This is a genomic window from Pseudomonas sp. 11/12A, assembly GCF_000800055.1.
GTDB classification, from domain to species: domain Bacteria; phylum Pseudomonadota; class Gammaproteobacteria; order Pseudomonadales; family Pseudomonadaceae; genus Aquipseudomonas; species Aquipseudomonas mohnii.
Map to the genome: position 1 here is coordinate 4,845,664 of NZ_JUGV01000001.1, position 18,017 is coordinate 4,863,680.

The following is an 18,017-nucleotide window of genomic DNA, read 5'->3' on the forward strand; positions in this document are numbered from 1 at the left end:
TTGCCCGCGATGGCGTCATGAATGTCACAACAAATCTGAAGGCGTCAGTTGAATGCCGCGCCACTCAAAAGCCACGGGAGCCAGCACCTGATCAATCTGCGATTCAGCCCACAACGTGGCGAAACTCTTGCCTACGCCCGGGTGAACTCGATCCGGCGCAATCAACGACAACGGCCACAGCACGAAGGCGTTTTTCAGAATCTCTGCTCGCGGCAACACCAAACCATCGAAGTTGCCCACCAGATCACCGAACAGCAACACATCGATGTCCAGCGGCAAACCCTTGCGGTCCGGCGCGTAACGACCATTGTCCGCCTCAATGAATTTAAGCCGACGATCCAGTTCAATCAGTGGCAGATCGGTAAAGGCCGACACCACAAAATTGAAAAACGGCCCGCTCTTGATCCCCACCGGCTGGCTTTCGAAAACCGCCGAGCAACGAATATCCACCAGAAAACCCGCCAACGCTTCCAGGCCGGCCTGCAAATGGGCTTCACGCTCGATATTGCTACCGAGTCCGAGATACACCTGAGTCAGCGACATCCGCGCTCGATCTCCACACCCACACCACCGGTAGCGGCAGGGACTGCACCAGGCTTGGTCAGTTTCAGACGCATCCAGGTGATCTTGAATTCGCTCATCAGCACTTCAACCAGACGCTCGGCGAAAGTTTCCACCAACTGGAATTGCGCCTGCTCGGCAAAGGCCTGGATGCGCGACGAAACGCTCGCATAATCGAGCGCGAGGGTCAGGTCATCACCAGCGGCTGCCGGACGATTATCCCAGGCGAAACTAAGATCAAGACGCAAGCACTGTCGGATGCCTCGCTCCCAGTCGTAGGCACCGATTACGGTGTCGACTTCCAGGCCCTCGATAAACACTCTGTCCAAGCACTTTTCTCCGCTACACGACAAGGGCGCAATGCGCCGTTAGAATCAGGGCGTCCTCGCCCGGAATAGTTAGCATGTTTTGGTTATTGGCGATCCTCGCCTACCTGCTCGGCTCTCTGTCCTTCGCCATTTTGCTCAGCCGCCTGACCGGAAACCCCGATCCGCGAATGAGTGGCTCGGGCAATGCCGGCGCCACCAACATGTTGCGCCTGGCCGGCAAAAAACTCGCCGTCCTGACGTTGCTCGGCGACCTCTGCAAAGGCCTGCTGCCTGTGCTGATCGCCGGTTTTGCCGGACTTTCCCTGCATGATCAGGCCTGGATCGGCGTTTGTGCCGTCATCGGCCACCTGTTCCCGCTGTACTTTCGCTTTCGCGGTGGCAAGGGTGTCGCCACCGCTGCCGGCATGTTGCTGGGCCTGTACCCGCCTGCGGCCTTACTGGCGGTCTGTGCCTGGCTGCTGACGTTCTACCTGACCCGCACCAGCTCGTTGGCCGCCTTGATCGCCACCCCACTGACCCTGCCATTGCTGGCCTGGCAAGAGCCGGCGGCGCTGCTGCCCATGAGCGCGCTCACGGGGATGATCGTCTGGCGTCATCGCGGCAATCTACGCGACCTGTTTGCCGGGCGCGAACGGCATTTTTAAATGCCGCCCGGCAGCGCCACTCATCACAGCGCTGACAACTGCTCCATCGGCCAACGCGCCTGGACACTGATCGCCAGGCTTTCCTGCTGACCGGCCTGCAAACGCTGACAACCGGCAAAAGCGATCATCGCACCGTTATCGGTACAGAACTGTGGACGGGCATAAAAAACATCGCCCTTCATGTCGCCGAGCATTTTTTCCAGGGACGTGCGCAACGCCTTGTTGGCGCTGACTCCGCCAGCGATCACCAGACGCTTCATGCCTGCCGCCTTCAGGGCACGCTTGCACTTGATGGTCAAAGTCTCCACCACGGCCTGCTGGAACGCCAGCGAGATGTCGCAACGGGCTTGCTCGCTGTCGTCCCCGGCGCTCACACACTGCTGCCAGGTGTTCAGGGCAAAGGTTTTCAGGCCACTGAAGCTGAAATCGAGGCCAGGTCGGTCACACATAGGACGCGGGAAGACGAAACGTCCTGCAAGCCCCTGCTCCGCCAGTCGAGCGATTTCCGGGCCGCCTGGATAGTTGAGGCCCATCATCTTCGCGGTCTTGTCGAACGCTTCGCCGGCGGCGTCATCCAGGGTTTCGCCCAAAAGCGTGTATTGACCGATCCCGTCGACTTGAACCAGTTGCGTATGACCACCTGAAACCAACAAAGCGACGAACGGAAATTCCGGCGGTTGCGACTCCAGCATCGGCGCCAGCAAATGACCTTCCATGTGATGTACACCAAGGGCCGGAATGCCCCAGGCGAAGGCCAGTGCCTGAGCGCAGGAAGCGCCGACCAGCAGCGCACCTACCAGGCCAGGACCGGCGGTGTAGGCGATCGCATCGATCTCGGTCGGCACGCAGTCGGCTTCGGCCAACACCTGACGAATCAAGGGCAGCATGCGTTTGACGTGGTCACGCGAGGCCAGCTCCGGCACCACGCCACCATAGGCACGATGCAGGTCGATCTGGCTGAACAGCGCATCGGCCAGCAGGCCACGCTCACTGTCATACAATGCGACACCGGTTTCGTCGCAGGAGGTTTCTAATCCCAGTACTAGCATGGGTTTGCGCCTTGTTTAGGCTGAATTCGAAGGCGCGCATAATAGTCGTCGCGTGATGCCCCGACCAGCGGTTTTCGATCAGAGGCTTTGCATTCCGTGCGATGAGGGGTTAACATCCGCAACCCTTAAAAACCGACGTCTTCAAGTGCTCTTTTGCCGCGAGGATGTTGACCCCGGTAATGAATGAAGGTAGCTCTGGATGCCAGCCGTCAAAGTAAAAGAGAACGAACCCTTCGACGTAGCTCTGCGTCGTTTCAAGCGCTCCTGCGAAAAAGCCGGTGTACTGGCTGAAGTTCGTAGCCGCGAATTTTACGAGAAGCCAACTTCTGAGCGTAAGCGCAAAGCAGCAGCCGCTGTTAAGCGTCACGCCAAGAAAGTTCAGCGCGAACAGCGCCGCGCCGTTCGTCTGTACTAATACACAGACGATCGTAGCAAGCTTCTGCCAAGCCCGGCTCTCCGCCGGGCTAATGGCATTTGCGTAAAACGCTTGATGCTTCACCGTCGAAGCCGCAGACGCGACTGAGACAAATCTGCTTCATCGCGTCAGACCTGGCTCTTTTGCCAGCGGTGCACGTCTTTTCTGACGAGCCTTTCAAGGCTACTGACGAGCACACCCACTGATTCCTCTCACGACGATCAGCCCAAGGCACCTCACGCGTGCAAATGATGAGCTATCCGAGGCCCATGACTGGCCGCAGCCGGATTCAGCGCAACACTTTCAAAAAGTCGAATACTGATTGGCATTAACGTCAGGGGATTTTCGGCAGATACATTTCCCGATAGCGATTACGCAGACGACACCGGTCGAGCCGCCCATCTTGCGCGCCTCAAACAATGACCTTCGTTCGACTACCCTTCGCTTCGGACCCAATCAGCGCAGATGACGAGAACGCCATGGCCGGGCTAATTCCCCAGAGCTTCATTGACGACCTTCTGAACCGCACCGACATCGTCGATGTGGTCAGCTCGCGCCTGCAAATGAAAAAAGCCGGCAAGAACTACACCGCCTGCTGCCCGTTCCACAAAGAAAAAACTCCGTCATTCAGCGTCAGCCCCGACAAGCAGTTCTATTACTGCTTCGGCTGCGGCGCCGGCGGCAATGCCCTGGGCTTCATCATGGACCACGACAACCTGGATTTCGTCCAGGCTGTCGAAGACCTGGCCAAGGCGGCCGGCATGGAAGTTCCACGGGAAGAAAGCGGCCGCGCGCACAAACCGCGCCAGCCGACCGATTCGCCGCTGTATCCACTGCTCACCGCCGCGGCCGACTTTTACCGTCAGGCCCTGAAAAGCCATCCATCGCGCAAAGCTGCAGTGGACTACCTGAAAGGCCGCGGCCTGACCGGCGAAATCGCCCGCGACTTCGGCCTCGGCTTCGCACCGCCTGGCTGGGACAACCTGTTCAAGCACTTGAGCAGCGATACCCTGCAGCAGAAAGCCATGATCGATGCCGGTCTATTGATCGAGAACGCCGAAACCGGCAAACGCTATGATCGCTTCCGCGACCGCGTGATGTTCCCGATCCGCGACAGTCGCGGGCGTGTCATTGCCTTCGGCGGCCGGGTACTGGGCGACGACAAACCGAAATACCTGAACTCGCCGGAAACCCCGGTATTCCATAAAGGCCAGGAACTCTACGGCCTGTATGAAGCCCGCAAGAACAACCGGAACCTCGACGAAATCATCGTCGTCGAAGGCTACATGGACGTCATCGCCCTCGCCCAGCAAGGCCTGCGCAATGCTGTCGCCACCCTGGGTACCGCGACCAGCGAAGAACACCTCAAGCGACTGTTCCGTGTCGTGCCCAGCGTGCTGTTTTGCTTCGACGGCGACCAAGCGGGTCGCAACGCCGCGTGGCGCGCACTGGAAGCCACCCTGCCAAGCCTGCAGGATGGGCGACGGGCCCGCTTCCTGTTCCTGCCCGAAGGCGAAGACCCGGATACCCTGGTGCGCTCCGAAGGCACCGATGCCTTCCGCGCACGGATCAACCAGCACGCCCAGCCGTTGGCAGATTATTTCTTTCAACAACTGACGGAAGAATCGGACCCGCGCTCCCTCGAAGGCAAGGCCCACATGGCCACCCTCGCAGCGCCGCTGATCGACAAAGTGCCGGGAGCCAACCTGCGCATTCTGATGCGCCAGCGCCTGACCGAAATTACCGGCCTGAGCAGCGAAACGGTCAGCCAACTGGCGCAAAGCGCGCCACACGAGGCGCCGCCCGCCTATGACCCTGGCATCGATTACGACGCGATGCCTGATTACAGCGACTATCATCAGCCGCAATCGCAAGAAATGTATGTGCCGCAACAGGAATGGACACCGAAGAAGCCCGGTGCCGGCGGCAAGAAATGGGACAAAAAACCCTGGGACAAGAACGGCAAGCGTGGCGGCGATCGCGATCAACAGAGTGCCCCGCGCAAACCCATTGCCGTCGAAGCACCTACACTCATTGCGTTGCGCACGCTCATTCATCATCCGCAACTGGCTGGCAAAGTCGAAACCGCCAACCACTTCGCCAATGAAAGCAGCACTTATGGGCAATTGCTGGTAGCCCTCATCGAGGCTGTGCAAAAAAACCCTAAGCTAAACTCTATTCAGTTAATGGCTCGCTGGCACGGCACTGAACAGGGACGCTTGCTGAAGGCCCTGGCCGAAAAGGAATGGCTGATTGACGGCGACAACCTTGAACAACAGTTTTTAGACACCATTACTAGGTTATCAGCGGGTCAACACACCGATAGCCTGGAAGAACTCATCAGAAAAGCGAAGCAGCCAGGATTGACTGCCGAGGAAGCAAATCAGATCGCAAATCAGATGCGCGACCTATTAAAACGCAATATGGCTGTACCAAACCCGACCTCAACTGGCGCGTGAGGTCATAGCTCAGGTATAATCCTCGGCTTGTTTTTTGCCCGCCAAGACCTTCAGTGGATAGGGTGTTATGTCCGGAAAAGCGCAACAGCAGTCTCGTATCAAAGAGTTGATCACACTTGGTCGTGAGCAGGGCTACCTGACTTACGCGGAGGTCAACGACCACCTGCCGGAGGATATTTCAGATCCGGAACAGGTGGAAGACATCATCCGCATGATCAACGACATGGGGATCAACGTATTCGAGGTTGCGCCAGATAAGGATTCCCTTATGCTGGCCGACGCCGATACCGACGAAGCCGCGGCCGAAGAGGCAGCAGCAGCGCTGGCAGCGGTCGAGACCGACATTGGTCGCACTACCGACCCGGTGCGCATGTACATGCGCGAAATGGGTACTGTAGAGCTCCTCACACGTGAAGGCGAAATCGAAATCGCCAAACGTATTGAAGAGGGCATCCGTGAAGTGATGGGCGCAATCGCGCACTTCCCTGGCACGGTTGATCATATTCTCTCCGAGTACACCCGCGTCACCTCCGAAGGTGGTCGCCTGTCCGACGTCCTGAGCGGTTATATCGACCCGGACGACGGCATTGCGCCGCCTGCAGCCGAAGTGCCACCACCGATCGATCCGAAAGCCGTGAAAGCGGACGACGATTCCGACGATGATGATGCCGAAGCTTCGGACGACGAGGAAGAAGCCGAAAGCGGTCCGGATCCGATCATCGCTGCACAGCGCTTTGGCGCTGTGGCCGATCAGATGGAAATCACCCGCAAGGCCCTGAAAAAGCACGGTCGCCACAACAAGGCGGCGATCGCCGAACTGTTGGCCCTGGCCGACCTGTTCATGCCGATCAAACTGGTGCCGAAGCAATTCGAAGGCCTGGTCGAGCGTGTTCGCAGTGCTCTGGATCGTCTGCGTCAGCAAGAGCGTGCAATCATGCAGCTCTGCGTTCGTGATGCGCGCATGCCGCGTGCTGATTTCCTGCGCCAGTTCCCGGGCAATGAAGTCGACGAAAGCTGGTCCGACGCGCTGGCCAAAGGCAAAAGCAAATACGCTGAAGCCATCGGTCGCCTGCAGCCGGACATCATTCGCTGCCAGCAAAAGCTGACCGCGCTGGAAACCGAAACCGGTTTGACGATCGCCGAGATCAAGGACATCAACCGTCGCATGTCGATCGGTGAGGCCAAGGCCCGCCGCGCGAAGAAAGAGATGGTTGAAGCGAACTTGCGTCTGGTGATCTCCATCGCCAAGAAGTACACCAACCGTGGCCTGCAATTCCTCGACCTGATCCAGGAAGGCAACATCGGCTTGATGAAAGCGGTAGACAAGTTTGAATACCGCCGCGGCTACAAATTCTCGACTTATGCCACCTGGTGGATCCGTCAGGCGATCACTCGCTCGATCGCCGACCAGGCCCGCACCATCCGTATTCCGGTGCACATGATCGAGACGATCAACAAGCTCAACCGCATTTCCCGTCAGATGCTGCAGGAAATGGGTCGTGAACCGACCCCGGAAGAGCTGGGCGAACGCATGGAGATGCCTGAGGACAAGATCCGCAAGGTATTGAAGATCGCTAAAGAGCCGATCTCCATGGAAACCCCGATCGGTGATGACGAAGACTCCCATCTGGGTGACTTCATCGAAGACTCGACCATGCAGTCGCCAATCGATGTTGCCACCGTTGAGAGCCTTAAAGAAGCGACTCGCGAAGTACTCTCCGGCCTCACTGCACGTGAAGCCAAGGTTCTGCGCATGCGCTTCGGTATCGATATGAATACCGACCACACCCTCGAGGAGGTTGGTAAACAGTTCGACGTGACCCGTGAACGGATTCGTCAGATCGAAGCCAAGGCGTTGCGCAAGCTGCGCCACCCGACGAGAAGCGAGCATCTGCGCTCCTTCCTCGACGAGTGATCACAGAACCCCCGGCCCAGGCCGGGGGTTTTGCTTTCTACAGATTAAATCCCCCGCGCTACCCCTACCGCCGATTTGCCCGTCTACACTCGAAGCATTCCCCCGAGCCATAACGAGACCGTTATGCCCAGACTGCCGACCGTGTTTTTTTTGCTGTCGCTGATGACCTGGACCGCAACGGCTGGCGCGCTGACTCTGACCGACGAAGAACGTAGCTGGCTTGCGGCCCACCCGGACCTGCGCCTGGGTGTCGATGCATCATGGCCGCCCTTTGAGTTTCGCGACGAACAGGGCCGCTATCAGGGCCTTGCGGCAGACTACATCGACCTGATCCGCCGGCGACTGGCGGTTGAACTGACGCCTATCGAGCCGGTCAGCTGGACAGTCGTGCTGGAGCAAGCCAAACAAGGCAAGCTGGATCTCTTGCCAGGCATCATGTCGACCCCGGAACGCCAGAGTTACCTGTCATTCACCCGCCCCTACCTGGATTTCCCGATTGTCATCCTGGCCCATGTCGGAGGGCCCCAGCCACGTAAAATCGAGGACTTGTACGGGCTGAAAATTGCCGTGGTGGAAAACTACGCGCCCCACGAATTGTTACGCACCCACAACCCCGATTTGAATCTGGTGGCGATGCCCAACGTCAGCTCGGCCTTGCAGGCGCTGGCCACCGACGAAGTGGACGCCGTGGTCGGCGACCTTGCCTCCAGCGTCTGGAGCCTGCGCCAGCTCAAGCTGGACGGCCTCTACGTCAGCGGCGAAACCCCCTATCGCTATCAATTGGCCATGGGCGTGCCCCGCAACAACAAAATGCTGGTCGGCATCCTGGATAAAGTTCTGGCAGACATGAGCCCGGCCGAAATCAGTTCCATTCAGGAACATTGGGTAGGCAACGTCCTCGATCATCGGACTTTCTGGTCGGATCTGCTGGTCTATGGCCTGCCGGGTTTGCTGCTGTTGATGATCGTGCTGGCCGTAGTGATCCGGATCAACCGCCGACTGAGCTCGGAAATCGCCCGCCGCGTCGATCTGGAACAGGAACTGCGCAGCAGTGAATACCACTACCGCGGTCTGGTGGAGAGCCTGTCGGCTATTGCCTGGGAAGCGCGGATGAGCGACTTCACCTACAGCTATGTGTCGCCCCACGCGGAGGCCTTACTCGGCTATCCGCTGTCGCATTGGCTGATTCCGGGCTTCTGGCGCAACATCATTCACCCCGCCGACCTGACCCGCGCGCAGAACTTCTGTGATCACGAAGTGCTGGCCGGACGCGACCACAGCCTCGATTACCGGGTCATCACCGCCGATGGGCGCTGCCTGTGGGTGCGCGATATCGTCAGCCTGATTGAACATGGCCACGAACCGGTGATGCGCGGATTGATGATCGACATCAGCGAAGCCAAGCGCACCGAAGAAGCCCTGCGCCTGTCGGAGCAGAAGTTTGCCTCGGTGTTCCAGCAATGCCCGGACATCCTGGTGATCGCACGCCTTTCCGACGGCTGCCTGCTGGAGGTCAACGAAGCGTTCGAAGAACAGATCGGCCTGCGGGCCGAGGACGTCATCGGCCAGACCGCCACCAACCTCAATATCTGGGGCATACCCGGCGTCGGGCCGGGATTGTTGCAGCGCTTGCAGGCCGGCAGCATCCGCAACCTGGAGATGCCCTTTCGTCGCAGCAATGGCCAGGTGTTTACCGGCCTGATCTCCGCCGAGCCCTTTGACCTCGATACGACCCCGGCGCTGGTGGTGGTCGTGCGCGATATCACCCAGCTCAAGGAAACCCAGCAACAACTGCAAACCTCCGAAGAGAAATTCGCCAAGGCGTTCCACGCCTCGCCGGACGGCTTGTTGCTGTCCCGGCAAAGCGACGGCCTGCTGATCGAGGTCAACGAGGGGTTCAGCCGCATTACCGGGTTCAACAGCGCGATGTCGGTGGACCGTTCGGCGCTGGATCTGGGGATCTGGGTCAACCTCAACGAGCGCAAGCAGATGCTCGACCTGCTGCACCGCGACGGCTTTGTCCGCGACTTCAGTTGCCATATTCGCCGCAGCGACGGCCAGATCCGCCTCTGCGAAGTGTCCAGCCGCCCCCTACCGATTGGTGACGAAGACTGCATGCTGACCATCGCTCGGGACATTACCGAGCGCCACCTGATGCAGGAAAAACTGCAACAAGCGGCGACGGTATTCGAGAGCACTGCCGAAGGCGTACTGATCACCGATACCCAGCAGCACATCAGCGCCGTCAACCGCGCGTTTACCGAAATCACCGGTTACAGCGAAAGCGAAGCCTTGGGCCATACCCCGCGCCTGCTCGCTTCCGGCCTGCATGACAGCGCGTTCTACGCCGCCATGTGGCATCAATTGACTGCCGAAGGTCACTGGCAAGGCGAGATTTCCAACCGGCGCAAAAACGGCGAGCTCTACCCGAGCTGGCTGACCATCAGCGCCGTGCGCAACCGGGACAGGTTCATCACCCACTTCGTGGCCGTGTTCGCTGACATTTCCAGCCTCAAACACGCCCAGGCCAGACTCGATTACCAGGCCCACCACGACCCGCTCACCGGCCTGCCCAACCGCACGCTATTCGAAAGCCGCCTGCTGACTGCCCTCAATACCCAGAAGGAGAACGGCGGCCAGGGCGCGGTGCTGTTCCTGGATCTGGACCGTTTCAAACACATCAACGACAGCCTCGGTCACCCGGTCGGCGACCTGCTGCTCAAAGGCATTGCCGTACGACTCAAAGAGCAGCTGCGCGACATCGACACCGTGGCGCGCCTGGGCGGCGACGAGTTCATCATCCTGTTACCCGGCCTGCAGCAAGCCAGCGACGCCGACAACATCGCGACCAAACTGCTTAACTGCTTCACCGCTCCGTTTCAGGCCGGCGAGCATGAGTTTTTCATCAGCTCCAGTATCGGCACCAGCCTTTATCCACAGGACGGCGGCGACGTCGCCACGCTGATCAAGAACGCCGACGCGGCGATGTACCGCTCCAAAGCCAAGGGCCGCAACCGGGTCGAAAGCTACACCCGCGACCTCACCGCGCAGGCCAGTGAGCGAGTGGCACTGGAACATGAACTGCGTCGCGCCATCGAGCGCAACGAGCTGCAGCTCTACTACCAACCGAAAATCAGCCTCGACGACTATCGCCTGGTGGGCGCCGAAGCGCTGATTCGCTGGCGCCATCCGACCTTCGGCGACGTACCGCCGGAGCACTTCATCTCCCTGGCCGAAGAGAACGGCATGATCCTGCAGATCGGCGATTGGGTGCTCGAAACCGCCTGCCGGCAAATGCACGAATGGAACCTGACCTACGACGGCCTCGGCCCGCTGTCCGTCAACCTGGCGGGCGCTCAGTTGCGCCAACCCAACCTGCTCGGCCGCATCGAACAACTGCTCAAGGACAACCACCTCAAACCGGGTTTCCTGCAGCTGGAAATCACCGAAAACTTCATCATGAGCCAGGCCGAGGAAGCGCTGGCGGTGCTGCACCAACTCAAGCATCTGGGCGTGCAACTGGCGATCGACGACTTCGGAACAGGCTACTCGTCACTGAGCTACCTCAAGCGCCTGCCTCTGGACATACTCAAAATCGACCAATCCTTCGTTCGCGGCCTGCCCGATGACCCGCACGACGCCGCCATCGTGCGCGCCATCATCGCCCTCGGCCGCAGCATGCAGTTCACCGTGATTGCCGAAGGCGTGGAGACTCACGCGCAGCAGCAATTCCTGGCCGACGAAGGCTGCGAGCAGATCCAGGGCTACATCGTCAGCCTGCCCCTGCCCCCCGACGAATTTGCCGCGACGTTTCTTCGTTCAACCGTTTCAGACTTTTCGGATAGCACAGCCGCGAAACCGTCGCTATAATCCGCGGCCTACTGAGGGCCTATAGCTCAGTTGGTTAGAGCAGAGGACTCATAATCCTTTGGTCCACGGTTCAAGTCCGTGTGGGCCCACCAAACAAGAAAGCCGCGCATTGCGCGGCTTTTTCGTGTCTGGGCGTTTTATCGCTCAACTGACAAGGGTCTCGAGCTTTACCGCCTACCGTTTTTAGTTTCGTTCACTGGCGGGGCTTTCGCGTAATCGTTCATGACTCTCGCGAGCAAGCTTGCTCCTACCATGGATTCGGCGCGTTTCAGCACACCGGCCAGATCTGCTCAAGACTCACACCCGTCAACACCACTTCATACGTATCCGCCGGCCTGCCCCATTGCTCCACTAAAACCATGCGATCCACCAGCGCAGCGCCCAGCCCTGTGATGGTCTCTGCCCAGGCCTCAACCATTTCTTGAGCCCGCAGCCACAGGCGATCATTGATCGCTTTCAGTTCGGTCGCGATGCGGTCAGGTGATGTGAGGCCTGTGTCGGGATAGCTGATGTTGCGTAGCAGGTGCCGCAGCTCCCTGATTTTTGCGTCGTCCCGCTCAGCACCGAGCGCCCCGTTGAGGATGGCTGCAGCGTCCGACAGGTCGACGCGTTTTGCGCCGACAGGTGCTGAAGGTAACGTCTGGGCCATCGCGCCCGCGAAAAGCATGATGATCCGGGCTTCCAGATAGGCCCTCATGGCGTCCATCGACGAGATGGGCCGCACCAGATTGATGGTTGCGCCTCCTTTGTGCCGCAAGTCCATGGTCACAGTCAGGGTGACGCCACCTGTTTCAAAGCCCAACGCACGGGCCACGACGTAGTGGCCCATTTCGTGATGGGCGATTTGCAAGGCGCGGTTGCGTACTGCGGGAGGCAGCTTCCTCGTCATTTCCATTGCATCTGAACCTTGGTTCCAGCATTCGACTACGAGTAACTCTAGCGCCCCGCGCAGTGTGGGAGCGAGCCTGCTCGCGATGAACTTGAAAGCATCGCGTCCATTCAGACGGCACGCGTTATCGTTCACGACCTTCGCGAGCGGGCTCGCTCCTACCTCACGTTACTTCGGCAACGCATACGCAATCACATAGTCCCCACGGTCCGTCGACTGACGTGCACCGCCTACGGTGAGCAGGATGTACTGCTTACCCGTCTTCGGCGAAACGTAGGTCATCGGCCCGGACTGACTGCCCACTGGCAGGCGCGACTTCCAGATCTCATTGCCGTTGCCGGTATCGAAAGCACGCAGGTAGAAGTCCTGGGTGCCGGCGAAGAACAGCAGGCCGGACTGGGTCGCGAGCGAAGCGCCGAGGGTCGGCATGCCGATCGGGATCGGCAGGTGCATGCGAATGCCCAGCGGGCCGGTGTCTTGCACGGTGCCGACCGGGACTTGCCACATCAGTTTGTGGGTCTTGAGGTCGATGGCGGACATCGTGCCGAATGGTGGTTTCTGGCACGGAATGCCGACCGCCGAGAGGAAGCGTTCGCGCATGGCACCGAATGGCGTGCCTTCTTGCGGCACCACACCCATTTCGATGCCGCTGGCCCCGGCGCCGATCTTGTCGCGCGGGATCATGTAGTTGGCCAGGCCCAGGCGCATGTCGTTGACGAACATGTAGTTCGTGTGCGGATCCACCGAGACGCTGCCCCAGTTCATGCCACCCAACGAGCCCGGGAATTGCAGTGCGCGGTCCATACCCGGCGGGGTGTAGACGCCTTCGTGACGCATGCCCTTGAACTGGATGCGGCACATCAACTGGTCGAACGGCGTGGCACCCCACATGTCGGATTCGGTCAGGGTCTTGTTGCCGATCGAAGGCATGTCCACCGAGAACGGCTGGGTCGGCGAGTAGCGTTCGCCAGGCACATGGCCCTGGGGTACCGGGCGTTCTTCAACGCGCGCGATCGGCACGCCGGTTGCGCGGTTGAGCAGGAAGATCTCGCCCTGTTTGGTGACTTGGGCCAGCGCCGGCTGCATAACGCCCTTATCGTCCGGCACGTCGTACAGCAGGGGTTGTGCCGGCAGGTCGAAGTCCCACAGATCGTGGTGAGTGGTCTGGAAGTGCCAGCGCACCTGACCGGTCTTCACGTCGACGGCGACGATGGAGGAGTTCCACTTGTCGTCGAACTCGGTACGCTGGCCGCCGAAGAAGTCCGGGGTGGCGTTGCCGGTTGGCAAGTAGACCAGACCGAGCTTGGCGTCGTAGGACATGGCCGACCACACGTTCGGCGTGCCACGGGTATACGTCTCACCCGCTGGCGGACGTTTGGTGGTGTTCGGATTGCCCGGATCCCACGCCCACACCAGTTCGCCACTGCGCACGTCGTAGGCACGAACCACGCCTGGCGGTTCGCCGGTGGAATAGTTGTCGGCCACGCGACCACCGACGATCACCACGTCTCCGGCGACCAATGGCGTTGAAGTCTGCTGGTAGTAACCGGGCTTCACTTCACCCATGTCGGTTTTCAGGTCGACCGTGCCTTGGTTGCCGAACGCTTCGCAAGGCTTGCCGGTTTCGGCATTGATGGCGATCAAACGCGCATCGCCGGTCGGCAGGAACAGACGTTTCGTACAGGCCGTTGGCTGAGCACCTGCAGGTGCCGGGGCTTCGGAATAGCCCAGGCCACGGCAACGCTGCCAGTTCGGCGCAGAGCCTTGCGGGTCGAACTTCCAGCGCTCAGCGCCGGTGTCGGCATCCAGGGCGAAGACTTTGCCATAGGCGGTGCAGGTGTAGACCGTGTCACCGATTTGCAGCGGTGTGTTCTGGTCTTCGGCACCGGCGCCGGTGCTTTGCGGGATGTCGCCGGTACGGAAGGTCCAGGCCACCTGCAATTTGTCGATGTTGCCCTTGTTGATCTGGTCCAGCGCGGCAAAGCGGTTGCCGGCGGTGGTGTTGCCCCAGTGTGCCCAGTCTTTCTGCTCGCTGCCCGGCGCGACCGGCGTGACGGCAGGTTCGGTGGTGGCCTTGACCACGTGGGTCGGCACAAACATGTAGGCCAGGGTGGCAACGACACCGACAGCCAGAATACCGGCCAGCCCATAGGCGCCACGCCCTGCGGACGCGCCCGAGGCCCGTACCAGCGTCGGATAGATCAGCGCCACGACCAGGCCGATCACGGCAAAGGTCAGCACGCGCGAGACCAGCGGCCAATACTCGAGGCCGGCATCCCACACGGCCCAGATCGCGGTCAGGATCAGCGCCAGACCATACAGCCAGGCGCCAGCCGGTTTACGGCGGGCAATCATCAGGCCGGAGACCAGCATCGCCAGGCCCATCAGCAGGAAATACCCGCTGCCACCGAGTGAAATCAGGTAGCCACCACCACCCGCCAGGCCGAGCCCGATCAGTGCAATCAGAACACCCAGCCCCGCCAGCAACCATTGGCTGCCGGCGGCAGCCCCAGAATTATTCATGTCGGAATTATCCCCATTTGTGACAAGCGCGGAATAATGTACTACCTAGTTACTTATGGCAAATTGTCGCAGATGAAAATGGCATGAGCGGTAGTGAGCCTAGATCAAACATCCGCTCGATGAGATGTGGCGGTAACATACGTGCCCATTGATCCGTGCCGCTGGAGATGATGCTTTGCCTGACACTCGCCCGCCCGCTCTTGATGAAATCGACCGCCAGCTGATCGCGGCCCTGCAGATCAACGCCCGCGAAAGTGTGGCCATGCTTGCCCGACAACTGGGCATCGCGCGCACCACCGTCACTTCGCGATTGGCGCGCCTGGAAAAAGCCAAAGTGATTACCGGTTATGGCGTTCGCCTGGGTCAGCGTGTGGTCGACGGCGGATTGCAGGCATACGTGGGGATTACCGTGCAGCCGCGCTCAGGCAAGGAAGTGCTGCGACGCCTGAGCGCCATGGCACAGGTGCAGCAGTTGTGTGCCGTAAGTGGCGAATTTGATTATGTGGCGTGGTTGCGCACTGATTCACCGGAGCAACTGGATCAGTTGCTGGATCAGATCGGCAGTGTCGATGGGGTGGAGAAGACCACGACCTCGATCATCTTGAGTAGCAAGATCGATCGGGGGCAGCCGGTTTGAGGCTCCGCCCGTAGATAGTCGTTGTCTGATCGGGCCTCTTCGCGGGCAAGCCCGCTCCCACAGTGGACAATGTGCACAGCACTTTCGTCATATTGATCATTAATATGGCAAAACGACGACACTTTGCGTCTTATTAACGTGTTCTACGCTCTCTAGAATGGCCGGCATCTTTTCCTATACTCAGACGCGCACCCTGCGTCCGGTCGCCAGTAAGGTCAGCCATGAACAAGAACAATCGCCACCCTGCAGACGGTAAGAAACCAGTCACCATTTTCGGCCCGGATTTTCCTTTCGCCTTCGACGACTGGATCGAACACCCGGCCGGGCTGGGCAGCATTCCCGAGCATAACCATGGTGCCGAAGTGGCAATCGTTGGCGCCGGCATCGCCGGGCTGGTGGCGGCTTACGAACTGATGAAACTCGGTCTCAAGCCGGTGGTTTACGAAGCGTCGAAGATGGGCGGCCGCCTGCGCTCACAGACCTTCAACGGGACCGATGGCATCGTCGCCGAACTGGGCGGTATGCGTTTCCCGGTGTCGTCCACCGCGTTCTACCACTATGTCGACAAGCTCGGTCTTGAGACCAAACCCTTCCCCAACCCGTTGACGCCCGCCTCGGGCAGCACCGTGATCGACCTGGAAGGCCAAACCCATTACGCACAGAAACTGGCGGATCTTCCTGCACTGTTCCAGGAAGTCGCTGACGCCTGGGCCGATGCCTTGGAAGACGGCTCGCGCTTCGGCGAAATCCAGCAGGCCATTCGCGACCGCGATGTGCCACGCCTCAAAGAACTGTGGAATACCCTGGTGCCGCTGTGGGACGACCGCACGTTCTACGACTTCGTCGCCACGTCCAAGGCATTCGCCAAGTTGTCGTTCCATCACCGTGAAGTGTTCGGCCAGGTCGGTTTCGGCACCGGCGGCTGGGACTCCGACTTCCCGAACTCGATGCTGGAAATCTTCCGCGTGGTCATGACCAACTGCGACGACCACCAGCACCTGGTGGTCGGTGGTGTCGAGCAAGTACCGCAAGGGATCTGGCGTCATGTGCCGGAACGTTGCGTGCACTGGCCTGAAGGCACCAGCCTTAAATCGTTGCACCGGGGCGCCCCGCGCTCCGGCGTGAAAAAAATCGCCCACGCCCCCGGTGGCCGTTTTGCGGTGACCGACAACAACGGCGACACCCGCGAATATGCCGCGGTGCTGACCACCTGCCAGAGCTGGCTGCTGACCACCCAGATCGAATGCGACGAAACCCTGTTCTCGCAAAAGATGTGGATGGCCCTGGACCGTACCCGCTACATGCAATCGTCGAAAACCTTCGTGATGGTCGACCGTCCGTTCTGGAAGGACAAGGACCCGGAAACCGGCCGCGACCTGATGAGCATGACCCTCACCGATCGCCTGACCCGTGGCACCTACCTGTTCGACAACGGCGACGACAAGCCGGGGGTGATTTGCCTGTCGTACTCGTGGATGAGCGATGCGCTGAAAATGCTCCCGCACCCGGTGGAAAAACGCGTGAAGCTGGCGCTGGATGCACTGAAAAAGATCTACCCGAAAGTCGACATCGCCGCGCGCATCATCGGCGATCCAATCACCGTGTCCTGGGAAGCCGACCCGCATTTCCTCGGTGCCTTCAAAGGCGCCCTGCCCGGCCACTACCGCTACAACCAGCGCATGTACGCGCACTTCATGCAGGAAGACATGCCAGCAGAACAGCGCGGGATCTTCATTGCCGGTGACGATGTTTCGTGGACGCCTGCCTGGGTCGAAGGCGCGGTGCAGACGTCGCTCAACGCGGTATGGGGGATCATGAAACACTTCGGCGGTGCAACTCACGCCGAGAATCCGGGTCCAGGTGATGTGTTCAACGAGATCGGACCGATCGCCCTGCCCGAGTAAGAGGAATCCGAAATGCGCGTAGCCCTTTACCAATGTCCACCGTTGCCCCTGGAGGTTGCCGGCAACCTGCAACGCTTGCACCAGCTTGCGCTGGAGGCTAAAGGCGCCGATTTGCTGGTGCTGCCGGAGATGTTCCTGACTGGCTACAACATTGGCGTCGATGCCGTCAGCGTGCTGGCGGAGGTGTACAACGGTGAGTCGGCGCAACAGGTCGCGCGCATCGCCAAGGCGGCCGGGATCGCCATCTTGTATGGCTATCCCGAACGCACCGAGGACGGGCAGATCTACAACGCCGTGCAGTTGATCGACGCCAATGGCGAACGCCTGTGCAACTACCGCAAGACGCACCTGTTCGGCGACCTCGACCGCTCGATGTTCAGCCCCGGCACCAACGATTTTCCGGTCGTTGAACTGAACGGCTGGAAGATCGGCTTCCTGATCTGCTACGACCTGGAGTTTCCGGAAAATGCCCGACGCCTGGCCCTCGAAGGCGCCGAGCTGATCCTGGTGCCGACGGCGAACATGATCCCCTTCGATTTCATCGCGGATGTCACCGTCCGCGCCCGCGCCTTTGAAAACCAGTGTTACGTGGCCTACGCCAACTACTGCGGGCACGAAGGCGACATCCACTACTGCGGCCAGAGCAGCATCGCCGCACCGGACGGCAGCCGCATCGCTCAGGCCGGCCTTGATGAGACATTGATCGTCGGTGAGCTGGATCGTCAGTTGATGGTCGATTCCCGCGCCGCCAATCGCTACCTCCTCGATCGCCGCCCCGAGCTTTACGGCGCGCTGAACAAGCACTAATCCGCTAGCATTGGC

Annotated in this window: 13 protein-coding genes and 1 tRNA gene; 9 read left to right on the plus strand and 5 right to left on the minus strand. The window is 60.0% G+C overall.

Annotation, left to right across the window (positions count from 1 at the left end):
* Positions 1-24: 24 nt before the first annotated feature.
* Positions 25-543, minus strand: a complete 519-nt coding sequence (gene folK / locus GQ39_RS22380) for a 2-amino-4-hydroxy-6-hydroxymethyldihydropteridine diphosphokinase (RefSeq protein ID WP_047534158.1) — start codon at positions 541-543, stop codon at positions 25-27.
* A complete protein-coding gene (gene folB / locus GQ39_RS22385) occupies positions 534-890 on the minus strand; it encodes a dihydroneopterin aldolase (RefSeq protein ID WP_008051601.1) in 357 nt (118 codons plus the stop codon). Before folB ends, folK begins: the two co-directional genes overlap by 10 nt.
* Before the next feature lie 74 nt (positions 891-964).
* On the opposite strand from folB, the gene plsY reads away from it, so the two are divergent.
* Entirely contained in the window at positions 965-1,534 is a 570-nt protein-coding gene (plsY, locus tag GQ39_RS22390) for a glycerol-3-phosphate 1-O-acyltransferase PlsY (RefSeq protein ID WP_047534163.1), read from the plus strand.
* Between the two features lie 23 nt (positions 1,535-1,557).
* Here the strand turns inward: plsY and tsaD are convergent, their stop codons facing one another.
* Positions 1,558-2,583, minus strand: coding sequence for a tRNA (adenosine(37)-N6)-threonylcarbamoyltransferase complex transferase subunit TsaD (tsaD, locus tag GQ39_RS22395; protein WP_047534165.1), 1,026 nt, complete (start codon positions 2,581-2,583; stop codon positions 1,558-1,560).
* A 199-nt stretch (positions 2,584-2,782) separates the two neighbouring features.
* Here tsaD and rpsU point away from each other — a divergent pair, with 199 nt between their 5' ends.
* The 5 genes from rpsU (at position 2,783) to GQ39_RS22420 (ending at position 11,334) form a co-directional block, all read left to right on the plus strand.
* Entirely contained in the window at positions 2,783-2,998 is a 216-nt protein-coding gene (gene rpsU / locus GQ39_RS31735) for a 30S ribosomal protein S21 (RefSeq protein WP_002551877.1), read from the plus strand.
* A gap of 479 nt (positions 2,999-3,477) precedes the next feature.
* Positions 3,478-5,457: a DNA primase gene (gene dnaG / locus GQ39_RS22405; RefSeq protein WP_047534172.1), complete on the plus strand. Its 1,980-nt coding sequence runs from the start codon at positions 3,478-3,480 to the stop codon at positions 5,455-5,457.
* Between the two features lie 67 nt (positions 5,458-5,524).
* On the plus strand, positions 5,525-7,372 hold the full coding sequence (rpoD, locus tag GQ39_RS22410) for an RNA polymerase sigma factor RpoD (protein WP_047534175.1): 1,848 nt from the start codon (positions 5,525-5,527) through the stop codon (positions 7,370-7,372).
* Between the two features lie 123 nt (positions 7,373-7,495).
* A complete protein-coding gene (locus tag GQ39_RS22415; protein WP_047534178.1) occupies positions 7,496-11,242 on the plus strand; it encodes a bifunctional diguanylate cyclase/phosphodiesterase in 3,747 nt (1,248 codons plus the stop codon).
* A gap of 15 nt (positions 11,243-11,257) precedes the next feature.
* A tRNA-Ile gene (locus tag GQ39_RS22420) sits at positions 11,258-11,334 on the plus strand.
* Between the two features lie 176 nt (positions 11,335-11,510).
* Here the strand turns inward: GQ39_RS22420 and GQ39_RS22425 are convergent.
* Complete coding sequence (locus tag GQ39_RS22425) at positions 11,511-12,131, minus strand: peptidase M41 (RefSeq protein ID WP_047539098.1); 621 nt, start codon at positions 12,129-12,131, stop codon at positions 11,511-11,513.
* A gap of 168 nt (positions 12,132-12,299) precedes the next feature.
* Positions 12,300-14,654 (minus strand): glucose/quinate/shikimate family membrane-bound PQQ-dependent dehydrogenase, encoded by a 2,355-nt coding sequence (locus GQ39_RS22430; RefSeq protein ID WP_047534181.1) that lies wholly within the window; start codon positions 14,652-14,654, stop codon positions 12,300-12,302.
* 175 nt (positions 14,655-14,829) lie between these two features.
* Between GQ39_RS22430 and GQ39_RS22435 the strand changes: the two genes are divergently transcribed.
* The 3 genes from GQ39_RS22435 to GQ39_RS22445 all read left to right on the plus strand — a co-directional run bounded on the left by GQ39_RS22435 (position 14,830) and on the right by GQ39_RS22445 (position 18,002).
* Entirely contained in the window at positions 14,830-15,291 is a 462-nt protein-coding gene (locus GQ39_RS22435; RefSeq protein WP_007904219.1) for an Lrp/AsnC family transcriptional regulator, read from the plus strand.
* Positions 15,292-15,512: 221 nt separating this feature from the next.
* On the plus strand, positions 15,513-17,195 hold the full coding sequence (locus tag GQ39_RS22440; protein WP_047534184.1) for a flavin monoamine oxidase family protein: 1,683 nt from the start codon (positions 15,513-15,515) through the stop codon (positions 17,193-17,195).
* Between the two features lie 12 nt (positions 17,196-17,207).
* Positions 17,208-18,002, plus strand: coding sequence for a carbon-nitrogen hydrolase family protein (locus GQ39_RS22445; RefSeq protein WP_047534186.1), 795 nt, complete (start codon positions 17,208-17,210; stop codon positions 18,000-18,002).
* Positions 18,003-18,017: the final 15 nt, after the last annotated feature.